This is a genomic window from Mesorhizobium sp. M0217 (assembly GCF_040321955.1).
Classification (GTDB): Bacteria; Pseudomonadota; Alphaproteobacteria; order Rhizobiales; family Rhizobiaceae; genus Mesorhizobium.
In genome coordinates this window covers 1-16736 of the sequence record NZ_JAMYSN010000008.1, presented here as the reverse complement: position 1 = coordinate 16736, position 16736 = coordinate 1, and the positions used below count along the sequence as shown (strand labels likewise).

Below are 16736 nucleotides of genomic sequence, written 5' to 3'. Positions count from 1 at the left end.
TGCTCAATAGGAAGAGCTGTTGTTTTCAGGCGCGCTATGGGCGCCTCAGCCTTCCGTTCCGGCGCACGCCTTGTCGGCGGCCGGCACGATGCCTGTTCAGGCAGCGCGGGGCGAAGTGATTTTCGGCGCCGGCTTTTTATTCTTCGCGGTATGGAGAAGGGCGGCGACGATCGCGGCCGGGCCGATCGCACGGTAGTGGTTGGCGAGCGCCGGTTGCTTGGCGCGGCTCGATTCCTGCTTGGTTCGTGACATCGATCTCTTCCCTGGTAACATTTCCGTGTCTGCGTTTGCCGGCCGAATCTGACCGAATCGTGACCTATGGTGGACTAGCCGGCGAATGTTTCATGACTGTGCCGACATGTTTAATAAAATGTTTCAGCGGCTCCTGACCTATGATCCAGCGACGCTTTTGCCGGAAGTTGCGACTTGACGGCAACACCGGCCAAGGCGATAAAGCCGCCGATGAAAACGTTTTCCGCCATTTGTGGCATTTGCATTATTGGCTAGCTTCGCGCTGGTCCGGACGTTTTCGCCTCATCTTTCCCCAGAGTGGACAAACGCCCCGGCCAGCAGGCTGGAGCCGATTTGTGCCTTGGCACAGGTTAGACTCCATCCAGAACTTAACGGGCCGGAAGGGCACGCATGTCTGACGCATCGAAGGGTCTCAGCCTCTACAACACGCTAACGCGGACGAAGGACGTGTTCCTCCCGATCGACCCGTCGAATGTGCGCATGTATGTCTGCGGCCCGACCGTCTACGACTTTGCCCACATCGGCAATGCGCGTCCGGCGATCGTCTTCGACGTGCTGTTCCGTTTGCTGCGTCACCTCTATGGCGAGGCTGGTGTCACGTATGTGCGCAACATCACGGATGTCGACGACAAGATAAACGCCCGCGCGCTGCGCGATTTCGGCGCCGAGATCGCGTCGGGAAGCCTGACGCTCAACGAGGCGATCCGCCGCGTCACCGAAAAAACCGCCGATCAGTACCACAAGGATGTCGCCGCACTCGGCTGCTTGCCGCCGACGGTCGAGCCACGCGCCACCGAGTTCGTCGCGCGCCGCGCCGACGGCAAGGTTGACATGATCACCCTTATCGAACGTTTGATCGAACGCGGCCACGCCTATGTCGCCGCCGGCGAAGTGCTGTTCGACACCGCCTCGATGCCGGATTATGGCGAGCTGTCGAAGCGCAATCTCGACGAACAGCAGGCCGGTGCGCGAATTGCCGTCGACGCTCACAAGAGGAGCCCGGGGGATTTCGTGCTGTGGAAATTGTCGTCACCGGAGGAGCCCGGCTGGGACAGCCCATGGGGCAGGGGCCGGCCCGGTTGGCATATCGAGTGCTCGGCCATGTCGGCCGCCTATCTCGGCGACGTCTTCGACATCCATGGCGGCGGCCTCGACCTGATCTTCCCGCACCATGAGAACGAGATCGCCCAGTCGCGTTGCGCCCACGGCACCGACGTCATGGCCAATGTCTGGATGCACAACGGCTTCCTGCAGGTCGAGGGCCAGAAAATGTCGAAGAGCGTCGGCAATTTCTACGCCATCGCCGAACTGCTGGAAACCGACACTTTCGGCGGCCGCAAATGGCCGGGCGAGGTGCTGCGGCTGGCGATGCTGATGACGCATTACCGCGAGCCGATCGATTTTTCCGTACGCAAGCTGGAAGAGGCCGAGAATACGCTGCGCAAATGGAAGCGCGCCGCCGATCTCTCCCCGTCGGCAGGGCAAGTCCCGGCGGAGATTGTGGCGGCACTGTCGGACGACCTCGCCACCTACGCCGCCTTCCAGCAACTCACGCAGCTTGCCGGTGAGGCCGCGGAGGGCAACGAAGCGGCCGCATCGCTGAAGGCATCGCTGTTGTTCCTCGGCTTCGATATCGGCGCGGCCAAGGTCGACGAGGCAGCGATCGCCAAGGCGATCGCCAAGCGCTTGGAACTGATCGCAGCGAAAAACTGGGCCGAGGCCGACCGCATCCGCGACGAGTTGCTGACGCAAGGCGTGCAGCTGAAAGACGGCAAGGATCCTGTCACGGGCGAACGCGTGACGACGTGGGAGGTAAAGCGGTGAGGGTGGCGCGAGACACCGTTGTAAGATTGGCGAAGGCGGCAGCGACAGCCAATCTCCCCCCTTGCGGGGGAGATGTCCGGCAGGACAGAGGGGGGTGCGAAGGAACGCCAGCGTTCCTTCTTGCCCACTTTCATTTCGGCCACTTTCTGAGAACGCAATGGCTGCCGGTTGAGACGCTGGCGGGACAGCACCCCCCTCTGTCCTGCCGGACATCTCCCCCGCAAGGGGGGAGATCAGCCCTCGCCTCGGTTTTCGCTAATCGCCAGCGCGGAGTGGCCTGAGCATGGGTCACGACCTCGTTCCATCGCGTCAGCGCAAGAATGCAAAGTCCATGCGTCGCGTCATGACCGATGCCGAGCTGAAACTGTGGAATGAGTTGCGGGCTCACCGGCTGATGGGGATAAGCTTTCGCCGACAGGTACCGATTGGACCCTACATTGTCGACTTCGCCTGTTCGGCCCACCACCTCGTAGTCGAGGTTGATGGCAGTCAGCATGCCGACGTAGAAGATGCAGAACGCGACAAGGCACGCAGCGCTCAATTGAGTGCCAGTGGCTGGACCATCCTGCGCTTCTGGAAGGACGACGTCATCCGCGATATCGACAATGCCTGCCAGCACATCGTCATCGGGGCCGGCTTGGCCGGCGCCGACGTGCCGGCGCCAGCAAGGGAGGAGCTTGTTTCATGATCGACCATCTCGGCATCAATGTCGCCGACTTCGACGCGTCGAAAGCCTTTTATGACCAGGCGATAGCGCCGCTTGGCGCCTCGCTGATCTACATGGTGCCACTGGAATATACCGGCGGCGCCAAGGTCGGTGGCTATGGCCGCGACCGGCCGGTGTTCTGGCTGCAGGCCAGCGATGACAAGCCGAGGACCCATCAGCACGTCGCCTTCACCGCGCGCAGCCGCGCCGAGGTCGACGCCTTCCATGCCGCGGCGCTCGCCGCCGGCGGCAAGGACAATGGCGGGCCGGGGCTGCGCCCGCATTATCACCCGGACTATTACGGCGCCTTCGTCTTGGATCCCGACGGCAACAATGTCGAGGCCGTCTGCCATGCGCCCGAATGACTATGAAACGGAGTGAGACGCCATGAGCCTCGACAACCGGCCGATCTACACCGGTGGCTGCCAGTGCGGCGCGGTGCGCTTTCGCGTCGAGGGTGCGCTGGGTGACGCCTCGATCTGCCATTGCCGCATGTGCCAGAAGGCGTTCGGCTCATTTTACGCGCCCCTGGTCTCGGTGCGTGGCGCCAAACTCGACTGGACGCGCGGCGAACCGAAATATTTCGCCTCGTCCAGCCATGTCGATCGCGGCTTTTGCGCCAATTGCGGCACGCCGCTGACCTTTACCGCGCCCGACGGCATCGGCCTCGCCATCGGCGCCTTCGACAATCCGGCTGATATCGTGCCGCTGATCCAGTGGGGCACGGAGGCAAAACTTCCCTATGTCGATACCATCCCGCAATTGCCGGGCGAGGACACTATGGCCGACATGTCGTCGGCGCCTTATCTCGCCGAGCTCGTCTCCTACCAGCATCCCGACCATGACACCGAACAATGGGACACCGAACACCGGCCGCCAGAGGGAAAATCATGACCGATGAAGTTCGAACCGGCGGCTGCCAGTGCGGTGCCGTGCGTTTCCGCATCAAGGGCAAGCTCGGCCGGGCGTCCATCTGCCATTGCCGCATGTGCCAGAAACAGTTCGGTTCGTTTTTCGGCGCGCTGGTGACAGTGCCCAAGGATGGCGTCGAATGGATGCGCGAAGAGCCCACCTATTTCCAGTCGTCGGTCAACATCGATCGCGGCTTCTGTGCCCGCTGCGGTACACCGCTGACCTATCGCCAACCTGGCGCACTGGAGATCGCCATCGGCGCCTTCGACGACCGCTCCGATCTGGCGCCGCAGATCCAGGTCAACTACGCGGTCCGATTGCCTTGGGTGGAAACGATCTTTGACCAGCCCATGCATCAGGATCCGGATTTCTACTCCCGCCAGGAGCAGATCATCTCCTTCCAGCATCCCGACCACGAAACCACGGACTGGCCCGCGCACGGCCTGAAGATATGAGCAATGAAATGAACAGTGAACTTCGTACTCTTTATCCAGAGATCGAGGCGTACGAGTCCGGCATGCTCGATCTCGATGTCGGCGACGGCCATCATATCTACTGGGAGCGCTCCGGAACCAGGGGCGCCAAGCCGGCCGTTTTCCTGCATGGCGGTCCCGGCGGCGGCTTCTCGCCAAAACATCGGCAATTGTTCGACCCGAAGCTTTACGACGTCATCCTGTTCGACCAGCGCGGCTGCGGGAAATCGACACCCAACGCCTCGCTCGAGGCCAACACCACCTGGCACCTGGTTGCCGACATCGAGCGGCTGCGTGAGATGTGCGGCTTCGAAAAATGGCTGGTGTTCGGCGGCTCGTGGGGCTCGACGCTGGCGCTGGCCTATGCCGAGACGCATCCTAATCGCGTCAGCGAGCTTGTCGTGCGCGGCATCTACACGCTGACCCGCGCCGAACTCGAATGGTACTATCAGTTCGGCGTCTCCGAGATGTTCCCCGACAAATGGGAGCGTTTCCTGGCGCCAATTCCTGAGGCCGAGCGCGGCGACATGATGGCCGCTTACCGCAGGCGGTTGGTCGGCGCCGATGGCAAGGCGCAGCTGGAAGCCGCCCTTGCCTGGAGCCTGTGGGAAGGTGAGACGATCACGCTGCTACCGGAGCCGGAGACCAGCGACAAGTTCGGCGAGGACGACTTCGCCATCGCCTTTGCCCGCATCGAGAACCACTATTTCGTCCACGCCGGCTGGCTGGAGGAGGGGCAGCTTCTGCGCGATGCCCATAAGCTCGCGGATATTCCCGGCACAATCGTCCACGGCCGCTACGACATGCCGTGCCCGGCGCGCTATGCCTGGGCCCTGCACAAGGCCTGGCCGAAGGCGGATTTCCACCTCATCGAAGGCGCCGGCCATTCCTATTCGGAGCCGGGGATTCTGGATCGGCTGATACGCGCGACGGATGGGTTTGCGGGGAAATGACAGCGCGTGGCACCCCCCTCTGTCCTGCCGGACATCTCCCCCTCAAGGGGGGAGATTGGCTGTCATCGGCGCTTTCGCAAATCTTCATCGCTGCAGGAAACGAACCGACGCTAAAGCTGCCGATCTTCCCCCTTGAGGGGGAGATGGCCGGCAGGCCAGAGGGGGGTGCTCGCGCGCCAACAGAACAATGACCAAACAACGCCTCTATCTCTTCGACACAACCCTCCGCGATGGCCAGCAGACGCCGGGCATCGACTTTTCCGTCGAGGACAAGATCGCGATTGCCAAGCTGCTCGATGAGTTCGGCATGGACTATGTCGAAGGCGGCTATCCCGGCGCCAATCCGACCGACACCGCCTTCTTCCAGCAGAAGCGCACGGCGAAGGCAAAGTTCGTCGCCTTCGGCATGACCAAGCGGGCATGCGTGTCGGCATCCAACGACCCGGGCCTGGCAGCGCTCGTGCAGTCCAAGTCCGACGCCATCTGCTTCGTCGCCAAGAGCTGGGACTATCATGTCCGCGTCGCGCTCGGCTGCACCAATGAGGAAAACCTCGACTCGATCAACGCGTCGGTCGAAGCAGCTGTTGCCGCCGGCAAGGAAGCGATGGTCGATTGCGAGCATTTCTTCGACGGCTTCAAGGCCAATCCGGACTACGCACTGGCCTGCGCCAGGACCGCCTATGATGCCGGCGCGCGCTGGGTGGTGTTGTGCGACACCAATGGTGGCACGCAGCCCTCGGAAGTGCGCGCCATCGTCGACAAGGTCATTGTTTCAGGTATTCCGGGCGGCCATCTCGGCATCCATGCCCATGACGACACCGGCCAAGCGGTGGCCAATTCGCTCGCCGCCGTCGAGGCCGGCGTGCGCCAGATCCAAGGCACGCTGAACGGCATCGGCGAGCGCTGCGGCAACGCCAATCTGGTCTCGATCGTACCGACGCTGGCGCTGAAGCCGGCCTTCGCCGATCGGTTTGAAACCGGCATCTCGGCCGAGGCGCTGACCGGGATATCCCGGCTTTCCCGCGCCTTCGACGAATTGCTGAACCGTGCTCCGGAAGCGCAGGCGCCCTATGTTGGCGCCTCGGCCTTCGCCACCAAGGCCGGCATCCATGCCTCCGCACTGGCCAAGGAGCCGGCGACCTATGAACATGTGCCGCCCGAGGCGGTAGGCAACCGCCGCCGCGTTATGGTTTCGGACCAGGGCGGCAAGGCCAATTTCCTCGCCGAGCTGAAGCGGCGCGGCATCGATGTGCCCAGAGACGACCATCGTCTCGATGCGCTGATCTCGGTGGTCAAGGAGCGCGAGGCCGAGGGCTACGCCTATGAGGGCGCCGATGCCTCCTTCGAGCTGTTGGCGCGCAAAATGCTGCACGGCCTGCCGGAGTTCTTCAACGTCACTTCGTTCCGCTGCATGGTCGAGCGCCGCTTCGATGCCAACGGCCAGTTGAAGACGGTCTCCGAAGCCATCGTCAAGGTGATGGTCGAGGGCGAGGAGAAGATGTCGGTGGCCGAAGGCCACGGCCCGGTCAACGCGCTCGACATCGCGTTGCGCAAGGACCTCGGCAAATTCCAGAGCGAGATCGCCGACATGGAGCTCGCCGATTTCAAGGTGCGTATCCTCAATGGCGGCACCGAGGCGATCACTCGCGTCCTGATCGAATCGCATGACGGCACCGGCGCACGCTGGTGGACGGTCGGCGTGTCGGAAAACATAATCGACGCCTCTTTCCAGGCGCTGATGGATTCGATCGTCTACAAGCTGATGAAGAACCGCGACATGGCGGGATTGGTGGCGGCGGAGTAGGGTTGCAAGACGTGGGTTTCCTCGCCCCCGAAGTGGGGCGAGGAACTTGCGCCGCCCCTTGAGCCATCAGCGGAAGTCCATTGATCCATCATAATTTTGCGATGGTTTTGGATGGCCCACTGGGCCATAGCGGTTGCCATGGCCAGCGACACGATCCAGCCCGACGCCGACTCCAAAGCCCGCAGCGGCTTTCTCCTCGCGCTCGGCGCTTATCTGCTATGGGGCCTGTTGCCCTTCTACATGAAGGCGGTTGCGCATCTGCCGCTGATCGAGGTGATCGCCCACCGCATCGTCTGGTCGGTGCCGATTGCCGCCGCGGTGCTGGTCTGGGCCGGTCGGACCGCCGATTTCAAGGCGGCAATCCGCTCACCACGCAGCATCGCCATGGCGGCGTTGACGGCGACCCTGATCTCCGTCAATTGGGCCATCTATGTCTGGGCGATCTCGGTCGACCGCACCGTCGAGACGGCGCTCGGATACTACATCAACCCATTAGTTAGCATCGTCGTCGGCGCGTTGTTGCTCGGCGAGAAGCTCGACCGGCTGCAGATCGCGGCCGTGTTGCTGGCGGCGGTCGCAGTTGCCGTTCTGACCGTCGATGCCGGCAAATTGCCTTGGGTGTCGCTGGCGCTGGCCTTTTCCTTCGCTGCCTATGGGTTCTTCCGCAAGACGTTGCCGATCGGCCCGAGCCAGGGCTTTCTGCTCGAAGTGCTTTTGCTGTCGGTGCCGGCGCTTGCCTACATCGTCTTCCTGGTCGTCAACGGCCAGGACCATTTCATCTCCAGCAACGGCACCGATATGGCTTTGCTCATCGGCTGCGGCCCAGTCACCTCGGTGCCGCTGCTTCTGTTCGCCTTCGGCGCCAAGCTTCTGCGCCTCTCCACCATCGGCATCATGCAGTACATCGCACCGACCATGGTGTTCCTGATCGCCGTGCTGATTTTCGACGAGCCGTTCGGCACCACGCAAGCAATTGCCTTCGCGCTGATCTGGGCGGCATTGGCGATGTATTCCTGGTCGATGTTTCGTGGCCGTGAAATCCGCCCGGTGGCGTTGGCCCCGAAGTAGGGAGCCTTTCGATGTACGTGCTGCATATCGCCAACAAGAACTATTCGTCATGGTCGCTGCGGCCATGGGTGCTGATGCGCACCCTCGACATTCCGTTCGAGGAGCAATTGACGCCGTTTCCGACCGGGCCCAGTTTCGATCTCTACCGGGCGTTCTCGCCCAGCGGGCGCGTGCCTTGCCTGGTGGATGACGGCTGGGCTGTCTGGGATTCGCTGGCTATTGCCGAGTATCTCGCCGAGCGCCACCATGGTGTGTGGCCTGCTGAGGCCAAGGCGCGAGCCTGGGCGCGCTCGGCCGCCGCCGAAATGCATTCTGGTTTCACGGCCTTGCGCGGCGCATGCCCGATGAATTGCGGCTTGCGGGTGAAACCGTTGCCGATGTCGGACGCGCTGAAGCAGGATCTGTTCCGTTTGGGCGATCTCTGGAACGATGGCCTTGCCCTGTTCGGCGGGCCGTTCCTTGCCGGCGGCCATTTTACCGCCGTCGACGCCTTCTTTGCTCCGGTGGCGTTCCGTGTGCTATCCTATGGGCTGTCTTTCGAAGGGGCAGCTGCAGCCTATCCCCCGCAATTGCTTGGCCTGCCGGCCATGCAGGAATGGTATGCCGCGGGTCTCGCCGAGACCTGGCGGGAGCCGGACCATGAGGCGGAGGTCGCTGCCGCCGGCACCATCGTCGAGGATCTTCGCGCTACGGCGTGATGGGCATTCCAGGAAAAGCGCGTCGCGTTCCCTTGGGAATTGAGTGAAAACAAAGGGATCGAGGCGTTACGTCCGCCCGAGCCGCCTTACGAACATGTAGGTCGCCGCGGCGATCACGATCGAAACCGCCGAGACCACCCAGAAGCCCATCGGCGTATTGACCATGGGCAGGCCACCGACATTCATGCCGAACAGGCCTGATATGATGGTCATCGGCAACAGCACCGCCGTCATCACCGACAGCACATAGAGCAGCTGGTTGGACTGCATTGTCAGCTTGGCCATCAACTCGTCCTGCAGCAACCTTGCGCGTGCCTGCAACTGCTCGCCGTCGTGATAGAGCGTGTGTGCCCGGTGCGAGAGCCTTGTCGCCATGTCATTGATCCGATCGGGCAGCTCATTGCGATGCGAATGGTCGAGATGGCGAAAAAGGTTTGTGAGCGTCGCCATCTGCCGGTGGATGACCACCAGTTGACGGCGCGCCTCGACCAGCGGCTGCCGCTCGCCGTGCCAGGCATCGCGCACGATACGGTCCTCGATGCCGTCCAGCGTATCGCCAAGACCGTGGAGCTCGGCCGCCATGCCGTCGAGCGACTGGCCCATGACCGCTTCGACCAGGTCGGCGGGGGAGCGGAATTTGCGCGAGCCGCTCTCCACCGCCTTGCGGATGAGATCGACCGATTCCAGTGGCTGCTTGCGCGCGCCGATCAGCGTCTTGTCGTTGAGCGCAAAACGGAAATGGCCGAGCCCGCGCGCTTCCGCCGAATAGTCGTGGCGCAGATCCGGCAGGTCGCCATAAAGCCAGGCATCCTCGAGATCGATGTGGCAACCCTGGCTGGCGCCGAGGAAAGCTTCGCGCACCGGCCCGGGCAGAGCCTGCTCGGCGGCGATCTCATGACGGGCGCGCAGGTCGGACAGCTGGTAGCTGCGCCATGTCCATGCAACCTCGGCCGCGTCCTTGGTGCGCAGGCCCTCGGCGGTGAAATGGTAGATGAAGAACAGCCCGTGCTCGTCGGGCAGGTAAGGCGACAGGCCTTCCGCGTTGAGAGCAATGTTCACGGCTCGCCTCGCCAAGAATTTCGACCAGGTTCAGATTTCGACTATGCCGACGCGCGGATGCCGACCCGTCCTTCGTAACACGAGGGAGGCGGGTTCCGTGTGACGGTTTCTTGACAGGCGATCACAGTTTGTCGAGCAGCGTTTAGAGTGTTTGCTGCTATCGCCGACGAATGGAGCTCACCCATCGCAACGGTCCGGTCAATCGCCATCTGCGTGACGCAAGCGCCGCATCGCGCTCCGCCACCAGGTCGTCTCGGATCCTGGCCAGCGCGCTACGCTCGGCTACGAGGCCGTCTTGGCCCAGGGCGAGCGCGTCACGCTCCGCCATGAAGCTGTCTCGGGCTTGGATGAGGTCCTGCTGGGCGTGAGCAAGCGCATCACACTCCGCCATGAAGCTGTCTCGGGCTTGGATGAGGTCCTGCTGGGCGTGAGCGAGCGCGTCACGCTCCGCCATGAAGCTGTCTCGGTCTCGGATGAGGGCCTGTTGGGCGTCAGCGAGGGCGTCACGCTCGACGATGCCCTTTCCCAGTTCGCCGTGTAGCCGTTTAGCGGCCAGGTTCCCTGCGGCAACGGCCTTGCCAACCACATCGCAGCTCTCATCGAACGTCGCCCGCACCCTGTCGAGCTGGTCGCGCAAGTCCTGGCTGTCGCCTTCAGACGCCATACTGCGCAAAATGGCATAGGCACTGCGGACTAACGGCGTGGCATCCGGATGGTTTTGCAGATCAGCGACCGAGGCCCGCTGATGATGCAGATCCTTGTCCAGGAACTCGGCGATTGCGGCGTCGGCGTGATCGGACGTGACAGGCCAGACGATTCCGGTCTCCCTGGCCGCGCGGTCCATCTGATGTCGCCAGTCGCTCAACAGGTCTTCGTGGCGCAGGATACAGCGCGGCATGTGTCGCGAATGATGCTCCGCTTCGAGCACGTGCCTGAGCCACAGCATGAACGCTGTCGGCAGTGCCATTTGATCCCGTTCCTGCAGCGAACAGGCGACTTCGAGCGGGTTGCGAACAGGCAGAAATGCGATCGGGTCAATCCTGAGATCGGCCAGGATCGAGGCTATGAAGGGAAGGAACCGGCAGATCCGCGGATCCTTGACGAAAAACAGGGGGGCATCGCCGAACTCGCTGGCAATGATCGCCGTCATCATGGGCCGAAATCGCTCGGCTGCCGGCGACTGCAGCCACTGCCGATCTAGCGGCAGCCAATCTTGCCAGGAGGAGGCGGCCGCCGTGAGCAGGTGGTCGTCGGCGATGGTGAGTGGGGTACTTTCCCAATGTCCCTTGGGATTGTGGAGGCTCCCGGGCAGCAGATGTTTCGGCGGCGTGGCTCCATGCGCGGCGACGAGGGCGCCGAGCGCCGAGGTGCCGCTGCGGTGCATTCCGAGGACCAGGATCGCCGTCCTTGGTTCCGACGCGATCTCGCCCTTCGCGGCCGTCAATCGCTCGCGCGGATTCATCTCCCCTTTGTCTCGCTCTCCAAATTTCCGTTCCCGCCCAATGTTCTCCGATAACCAACTGCGAAGCGGGCTGCAAATGGAAATCGTCGCCAACGTGCTTACATTGCGCACAAGACGGAGCTCAAGAAAAGCTGGACAGATCGAAGTCAGCTGCCCCAACGCTACAGATCCTTGCCAAGCAGATGCAGTCGATCAGTGGCTTCGCATTGGACTTCTGCTTCTGGGCCAGGCTGGCCTTGTTGCTGTCGCCGATCCAGGTGTTGCCCAGTGTTTCGTAGCCGGCAGCCTTGAGCGCCAGCACGACGCGGCGCAGTTGGTGCGCCAGGCCGACGACACCAACCGGGCTCAATTCCTGGCCGCCTGAGCCAAGGCCGGCTTCGTCCTCACATCTTGTCAATTACAGACTGCACGCCTTCCGTCGGCGCATCGACCGACGACCCCGCCACCATGATGGCGGCGACGATGGCCTCGGGGTCTTCGACCACCAGCGGCTTGACCCGTTGCGCGGTGTGGATGAAGCCTTCGCTGGCCATATGGTCGAGCAGCGCCAGCATCGGATCCCAGAATCCTTGAACGTTGGCGAAGACGATCGGCTTGCGGTGATGGCCGAGCTGGCCCCAGGTCATGATCTCGACGATTTCCTCGACCGTGCCGATGCCGCCGGGCAGCGCCACAAAGGCGTCGGATTTCTCGAACATCTTGTGCTTGCGCTCGTGCATGTTGTCGGTGATCAGCAACTCGTCGAGCCGGTCAAGCGCGGTTTCGGTCGCCTCCTTGTTGATGAGGAAGCGCGGAATGATGCCCGTTACCTTGCCGCCGGCCTTGAGCGCGCCTTCGGCGACTGCGCCCATAATGCCTTTGGTGCCGCCGCCATAGACCAGCCGCAGGCCGGCTTTGGCGAGCGAGCGGCCAAGCAGGTGCCCGGCCTTGGCATAGATTTCATCGCGGCCCGGAGACGAGCCGCAATAGACGCAGACGGATCGAATCGTGTTCATTCGTGATTGGTGATTGGGTCTGAATGCGGGGTCAAGCCCCAAGGGCTGACAAGCCCGGGCTTTTTCTTGTCGGTGCCGGCAAAACACGCTAGACCGGCTTCAGGTGGCTAAGGGGTAGGGGAAATATGGCTGTTAATCCATTGAAGGCGTTTCTGTTCGCGGCCGGTGGGACCGTCGCGGTCGTCGGAACCGCCTATGTATCGGGCGCACTCGACCCGTATCTGAATCCCACGCCGCCTGCGGCGATTGCATCGCTGACGCCGCCGGCTGAAAAGCCGGCCGATCCGGGGACCGAGGGAAGGCTGCCGCCGGCGCCCGCCGCGCCCACCGATGCCAAGGCTCCCGCAGCACCCGCGCCTGCCGACGCAACGGCTCCCGCGACCGAAGCTGCGGCTCCGGCGGCACCTGCCGCGCCCGCTGCTGCCCCAACAACCCCAGCGCCGGCCGCGGCCGGCCCGGTTGCGCCGAGCTTCGACGTCGTGCGCGTCGAAAGCAACGGCTCGATCGTCGTTGCCGGCAATGCTGCGCCCAATTCGAAGATCGAGATCCTCAACGGCTCCTCGGTGCTTGGCTCGACTGTCGCCGGTCCGGACGGCGCCTTCGTCATCGTTCTCGACGATCCGCTGAAGCCCGGCGACTATACGATTGCGTTGCGCGCGACGGCCGGCGATGTGGTTACCCCTTCCGTGCAGACCGCCGTCGTTTCGGTTCCCAAGGACGCCGCCGGCCAGGTGCTGGCGATGGTCGAGGAACCCGGCAAGCCGGCCGAGCTGCTTAGCGTCCCGGCGCCTGAGACCAAGCCCGCGGCACCGGCCGCCGGCGATCAGGCCGCTGCCCCAGCCGCTGAGGCGCCTGCTACGGCTGCGCCTGCCGTGGCCGCTGAAACAGCACCTGCTGCTCCGGCTGTGGAAGCCGCAACTGCCCCTGCAGCGCCAGCAGTACCTGCAGCGCCGCCGGCGGCAGGCGTGGCTGCACCCAAGATCGTCGTCGAGGCGGTCGAGATCGACGGCAACAAGATCTTCGTCGCCGGTCTGGCTGACGCCGGCCGCAAGGTGCGCGCCTATGCCAACGATATCCTGCTTGGTGATGCGGTGACCTCGCCCGACGGTCATTTCCTGGTCGAGGCGACGCGCGACATCCCGGTCGGCAGCTACACCATCCATGTCGACGGTCTCGACGCCGACGGCGTGAAGGTCGTGGCCCGCGCCGCCGTGCCGTTCGAGCGCGAACCCGGCGAAGCGATCGCCGCCGTGGCGCCCGCGGAGGCCAAGCCCACCGAGACCAAGCCCGCCGAAGCAAAGCCTGCTGAGCCGGCCGCACCGGCTGCTGCCGAAGCACCGGCCGCTCCGAAGCCTGCGGCGCCAGCCACTATCGCGGCTGCCCCTGCGAAGCCCGCACCAACTGCTGCCGCGTCCGCACCAGCCGCACCGGCGGCTGAAGCGCCGGCTCCGGCTGCCCCGGCGGTTGCCGGGGCACCTGCGGCACCGGCAGCGCCTGCCGCTGAGGTTCCAGCCGTCGTCGCGGCGGCAACGCCCGATGTGCCAGAGACGGTGGCGCCAAAGCTTGAACATGCCGACGGCGCGGTGATCATCCGCAGGCACGACACGCTGTGGCGGATCTCACGGCGCGTCTACGGTCACGGCGTGCGCTTCTCGACCATCTATCTCGCCAACCAGGACCAGATCAGCGATCCCGACCGCATCTGGCCGGGGCAGGTGTTCAAGGTTCCGGAAAAGTCCAAGGAAGGCGAAGCCGCCGACCTCAAGGCGATGGGCGAGCAGGTGACAACGGCGCCGGTGAAGACGCAGTAGCGGCCGAGCGCTTGATCTCCTCCCTTGAGGGGGAGATGGCCGGCAGGCCAGAGGGGGTCGCCGCGCATAGAACGCCGACCTTCTCTTTGCTGCAAACGACGTTGCGTCAGGACGTACCGACCCCCTCTGTCGCCTTCGGCGACATCTCCCCCTCGAGGGGGGAGATTAGGTCGCTCTACCCATCGGGTTAGCTTGCCACGCACCCGTTCATCGTCTATCGCCGATGAACGATGGCAGACTCGCTCACTGAACCAGACCACGCAAACTGCGCACCGCCCCAAAGCCGCGCCGTTGCCGCGAGCTTCGCCGCACTCTCGCACCCGGCGCGCATCGAGATCCTTAGACATCTGTCGGCCAGCCGCTCCTGCTGCTGCCGTGAGGTTGTCGACCATCTCGACCTCGCGCAGTCGACGGTCTCCCAGCATCTGAAAATCCTGGTCGAAGCAGGCTTGGTCCGCTTCGAGCCCGACCGCCAGCGCTCGCGCTATCAGCTCGACCGCGCCGCGCTCGCCGACGTTTCCGCATCGCTGACCGCACTCGTCAATTCCTGCTGCTCCGGCCGCTGATTTCTCACCCAAAAGGCAAGACAAGTGGCAGAAAAAACCGTTTCCGATAGCTCGACCTTCAGCACCTTGCGCAATCTGTGGCCCTATATGTGGCCGGCCGACCGCGCCGATCTCAGGGCACGCGTCACCTGGGCGACGCTGCTTCTAGTCGTTGCCAAGCTGACACTGGTTGCCGGGCCGTACTTCTTCAAATGGGCGACCGATTCTCTGGCCGGTGACGCCAAATCGCCGCCGCCGCTGCCATCCTTCCTGCTGGCGCCGGTGATGCTGGTCGTCGCCTACAATGTCGTGCGGCTGGTGCAACTCGGCTTCAACCAGCTGCGCGACGCGCTGTTTGCCCGCGTCGGCCAGTATGCGGTGCGTCAGCTTGCGTTCCGCACCTTCGTTCACATGCACCAGCTGTCGCTGCGCTTTCACCTCGAGCGCCGCACCGGCGGCCTGTCGCGCATCATAGAGCGCGGCACCAAGGGCATCGAGACGATCGTGCGCTTCATCATGCTGAACACGGCGCCGACCATCCTCGAATTCGCGCTGACCACCGGCATCTTCGCCTACACCTATGGCTGGAAATATGTGGTCGTGGTGGCGGCCACGGTGTGGCTCTACGTCTGGTTCACGGTGCGCGCCAGCGACTGGCGCATCTCGATCCGCCGCGACATGAACGACAGCGACACCGACGCCAATACCAAGGCGATCGACTCCCTGCTCAACTACGAGACGGTCAAATACTTCAACAACGAGGGTATGGAGGCTGAGCGCTTCGACCGCTCAATGGCACGCTATGAGATGGCGGCGACCAGAATATGGACCTCGCTCGGTTGGCTGAATTTCGGCCAGGGCATCATCTTCGGTCTCGGCACCGTCATCGTCATGTGCATGTCGGCGCTGGAGGTGCAGGCTGGCACGCAGACGGTCGGCGATTTCGTCTTCATCAACGCCATGCTGATGCAGCTTTCGGTGCCGCTCAATTTCATCGGCTTCATCTACCGCGAAATCCGCCAGGGGCTGACCGACATCGAGCAGATGTTCGACCTGCTCGATGTGCCGCAGGAAATCACCGACAAGCCCGATGCCAAGCCACTGGCTGTTACAGCCGGCAAGGTCGAGTTCCGCGACGTGCACTTCGCCTACGACCCCAGCCGCAAGATCCTGAAAGGTGTCTCCTTCGAGGTTCCGGCCGGCAAGACGGTGGCCATTGTCGGTCCGTCCGGCGCCGGCAAGTCGACGATTTCGCGGCTCTTGTTCCGCTTCTACGACGTCCAGGGCGGTCAGGTGCTGATCGACGGCCAGGATGTCCGTGATGTGACGCAGGCGAGCCTGCGCGGCGCCATCGGCATGGTGCCGCAGGACACCGTGCTGTTCAACGACACCATCGCCTACAACATCCGTTACGGCCGCATCGGCGCCAGCGAGGAAGACATGCAGAAAGCCGCCGAGCTTGCCCAGATCGGCCCGTTCATCGAACGACTGCCCGAAGGCTACCGCTCGATGGTTGGCGAGCGCGGGCTAAAACTGTCGGGCGGCGAAAAGCAGCGCGTGGCGATTGCCCGCACGATTTTGAAGGCGCCGCCGATCCTGATGCTCGACGAGGCGACCTCGGCGCTGGACAGCCACACCGAACAGGAAATCCAGGCCGCCCTCGACCTGGTCAGCAAGGGCCGCACCACCATCGTCATTGCCCACCGCCTGTCGACGGTGATCACCGCCGACGAGATCATCGTGCTCAAGGACGGCGAGATCGCCGAGCGCGGCACCCATGCCGAGCTGATGCAAAAGCATGGCCTCTACGCGTCGATGTGGGACCGCCAGCGCGAAGCGACAGAAGCCGAAGAGAGGCTTCGAGTTGCACGCGAGAGCGATGAGCTGGGTGTGGTTGTGCGCAGGCGGACTTCGGAGGTGAGCTAGGCGGCGGAGCGCCGATCTCCCCCCTTGAGGGGGAGATGTCGCCGAAGGCGACAGAGGGGGTCGCCGCGCGTGGAGCGCTAACCTTCATCGGTCGCAAGGGGGCGCATCCAGTCGAACCGACCCCCTCTGGCCTGCCGGCCATCTCCCCCTCAAGGGCATAGGCGCTAAGATAGCTTTGGCATGGACTGAAATTTGCGCTTTCGTGGTGGTTCGCGCCAGCGATATCGCAAGGCATGGAGATTTTGGCG

Annotated in this window: 17 protein-coding genes; 12 read left to right on the top strand and 5 right to left on the bottom strand. The window is 63.6% G+C overall.

What is annotated here, in order from left to right; all coding sequences use genetic code 11:
- Positions 1–96 precede the first annotated feature (96 nt).
- A complete protein-coding gene (locus NKJ18_RS15170) occupies positions 97–252 on the bottom strand; it encodes a hypothetical protein (RefSeq protein ID WP_023673568.1) in 156 nt (51 codons plus the stop codon).
- A gap of 390 nt (positions 253–642) precedes the next feature.
- Between NKJ18_RS15170 and cysS the strand changes: the two genes are divergently transcribed.
- The 9 genes from cysS (at position 643) to NKJ18_RS15125 (ending at position 8690) form a co-directional block, all read left to right on the top strand.
- Positions 643–2076, top strand: coding sequence for a cysteine--tRNA ligase (gene cysS / locus NKJ18_RS15165; RefSeq protein WP_352758572.1), 1434 nt, complete (start codon positions 643–645; stop codon positions 2074–2076).
- 283 nt (positions 2077–2359) lie between these two features.
- Entirely contained in the window at positions 2360–2764 is a 405-nt protein-coding gene (locus NKJ18_RS15160) for an endonuclease domain-containing protein (protein WP_352758570.1), read from the top strand.
- Positions 2761–3147 carry a VOC family protein gene (locus tag NKJ18_RS15155; RefSeq protein WP_023673572.1) on the top strand — a complete coding sequence of 129 codons (387 nt, stop codon included), beginning with the start codon at positions 2761–2763 and terminating at the stop codon, positions 3145–3147. Before NKJ18_RS15160 ends, NKJ18_RS15155 begins: the two co-directional genes overlap by 4 nt.
- A gap of 22 nt (positions 3148–3169) precedes the next feature.
- Positions 3170–3676, top strand: a complete 507-nt coding sequence (locus NKJ18_RS15150; protein ID WP_023687308.1) for a GFA family protein — start codon at positions 3170–3172, stop codon at positions 3674–3676.
- The gene (locus tag NKJ18_RS15145) at positions 3673–4149 is read left to right on the top strand and encodes a GFA family protein (protein ID WP_023687309.1); all 477 of its coding nucleotides are present in this window, start codon (positions 3673–3675) and stop codon (positions 4147–4149) included. Before NKJ18_RS15150 ends, NKJ18_RS15145 begins: the two co-directional genes overlap by 4 nt.
- A gap of 8 nt (positions 4150–4157) precedes the next feature.
- Positions 4158–5120, top strand: a complete 963-nt coding sequence (gene pip / locus NKJ18_RS15140; protein WP_352758568.1) for a prolyl aminopeptidase — start codon at positions 4158–4160, stop codon at positions 5118–5120.
- A gap of 187 nt (positions 5121–5307) precedes the next feature.
- A complete protein-coding gene (cimA, locus tag NKJ18_RS15135) occupies positions 5308–6924 on the top strand; it encodes a citramalate synthase (RefSeq protein ID WP_352758566.1) in 1617 nt (538 codons plus the stop codon).
- Positions 6925–7062: 138 nt separating this feature from the next.
- Complete coding sequence (gene rarD / locus NKJ18_RS15130) at positions 7063–7992, top strand: EamA family transporter RarD (RefSeq protein WP_023673577.1); 930 nt, start codon at positions 7063–7065, stop codon at positions 7990–7992.
- Positions 7993–8003: 11 nt separating this feature from the next.
- On the top strand, positions 8004–8690 hold the full coding sequence (locus NKJ18_RS15125; RefSeq protein ID WP_023673578.1) for a glutathione S-transferase family protein: 687 nt from the start codon (positions 8004–8006) through the stop codon (positions 8688–8690).
- Positions 8691–8756: 66 nt separating this feature from the next.
- Here NKJ18_RS15125 and NKJ18_RS15120 read toward each other — a convergent pair whose 3' ends face one another.
- From NKJ18_RS15120 to NKJ18_RS15105, 4 genes are all read right to left on the bottom strand, one after another.
- Entirely contained in the window at positions 8757–9749 is a 993-nt protein-coding gene (locus tag NKJ18_RS15120) for a transporter (protein ID WP_023709767.1), read from the bottom strand.
- A 157-nt stretch (positions 9750–9906) separates the two neighbouring features.
- Entirely contained in the window at positions 9907–11211 is a 1305-nt protein-coding gene (locus tag NKJ18_RS15115; protein ID WP_352758564.1) for a sulfotransferase family protein, read from the bottom strand.
- A 121-nt stretch (positions 11212–11332) separates the two neighbouring features.
- Complete coding sequence (locus NKJ18_RS15110) at positions 11333–11608, bottom strand: hypothetical protein (protein ID WP_156033733.1); 276 nt, start codon at positions 11606–11608, stop codon at positions 11333–11335.
- Entirely contained in the window at positions 11595–12206 is a 612-nt protein-coding gene (locus NKJ18_RS15105) for an LOG family protein (RefSeq protein ID WP_023673582.1), read from the bottom strand. The genes NKJ18_RS15110 and NKJ18_RS15105 overlap by 14 nt, the downstream gene beginning before the upstream one ends.
- A gap of 125 nt (positions 12207–12331) precedes the next feature.
- Between NKJ18_RS15105 and NKJ18_RS15100 the strand changes: the two genes are divergently transcribed.
- The 3 genes from NKJ18_RS15100 to NKJ18_RS15090 all read left to right on the top strand — a co-directional run bounded on the left by NKJ18_RS15100 (position 12332) and on the right by NKJ18_RS15090 (position 16488).
- Complete coding sequence (locus NKJ18_RS15100) at positions 12332–14017, top strand: LysM peptidoglycan-binding domain-containing protein (protein WP_352758562.1); 1686 nt, start codon at positions 12332–12334, stop codon at positions 14015–14017.
- 230 nt (positions 14018–14247) lie between these two features.
- Positions 14248–14583, top strand: a complete 336-nt coding sequence (locus tag NKJ18_RS15095; protein ID WP_023805680.1) for an ArsR/SmtB family transcription factor — start codon at positions 14248–14250, stop codon at positions 14581–14583.
- A 24-nt stretch (positions 14584–14607) separates the two neighbouring features.
- Positions 14608–16488, top strand: a complete 1881-nt coding sequence (locus NKJ18_RS15090) for an ABCB family ABC transporter ATP-binding protein/permease (RefSeq protein ID WP_352758560.1) — start codon at positions 14608–14610, stop codon at positions 16486–16488.
- Positions 16489–16736: the final 248 nt, after the last annotated feature.

Excerpts from the sequence above, each read along its gene's own strand:
- NKJ18_RS15170 (WP_023673568.1), bottom strand. The coding sequence starts at position 252 with ATGTCACGAACCAAGCAGGAATCGAGCCGCGCCAAGCAACCGGCGCTC.
- cysS (WP_352758572.1), top strand. The coding sequence starts at position 643 with ATGTCTGACGCATCGAAGGGTCTCAGCCTCTACAACACGCTAACGCGG.
- NKJ18_RS15160 (WP_352758570.1), top strand. The coding sequence starts at position 2,360 with ATGGGTCACGACCTCGTTCCATCGCGTCAGCGCAAGAATGCAAAGTCC.
- NKJ18_RS15155 (WP_023673572.1), top strand. The coding sequence starts at position 2,761 with ATGATCGACCATCTCGGCATCAATGTCGCCGACTTCGACGCGTCGAAA.
- NKJ18_RS15150 (WP_023687308.1), top strand. The coding sequence starts at position 3,170 with ATGAGCCTCGACAACCGGCCGATCTACACCGGTGGCTGCCAGTGCGGC.
- NKJ18_RS15145 (WP_023687309.1), top strand. The coding sequence starts at position 3,673 with ATGACCGATGAAGTTCGAACCGGCGGCTGCCAGTGCGGTGCCGTGCGT.
- pip (WP_352758568.1), top strand. The coding sequence starts at position 4,158 with ATGAACAGTGAACTTCGTACTCTTTATCCAGAGATCGAGGCGTACGAG.
- cimA (WP_352758566.1), top strand. The coding sequence starts at position 5,308 with ATGACCAAACAACGCCTCTATCTCTTCGACACAACCCTCCGCGATGGC.
- rarD (WP_023673577.1), top strand. The coding sequence starts at position 7,063 with ATGGCCAGCGACACGATCCAGCCCGACGCCGACTCCAAAGCCCGCAGC.
- NKJ18_RS15125 (WP_023673578.1), top strand. The coding sequence starts at position 8,004 with ATGTACGTGCTGCATATCGCCAACAAGAACTATTCGTCATGGTCGCTG.
- NKJ18_RS15115 (WP_352758564.1), bottom strand. The coding sequence starts at position 11,211 with ATGAATCCGCGCGAGCGATTGACGGCCGCGAAGGGCGAGATCGCGTCG.
- NKJ18_RS15105 (WP_023673582.1), bottom strand. The coding sequence starts at position 12,206 with ATGAACACGATTCGATCCGTCTGCGTCTATTGCGGCTCGTCTCCGGGC.
- NKJ18_RS15100 (WP_352758562.1), top strand. The coding sequence starts at position 12,332 with ATGGCTGTTAATCCATTGAAGGCGTTTCTGTTCGCGGCCGGTGGGACC.
- NKJ18_RS15095 (WP_023805680.1), top strand. The coding sequence starts at position 14,248 with ATGGCAGACTCGCTCACTGAACCAGACCACGCAAACTGCGCACCGCCC.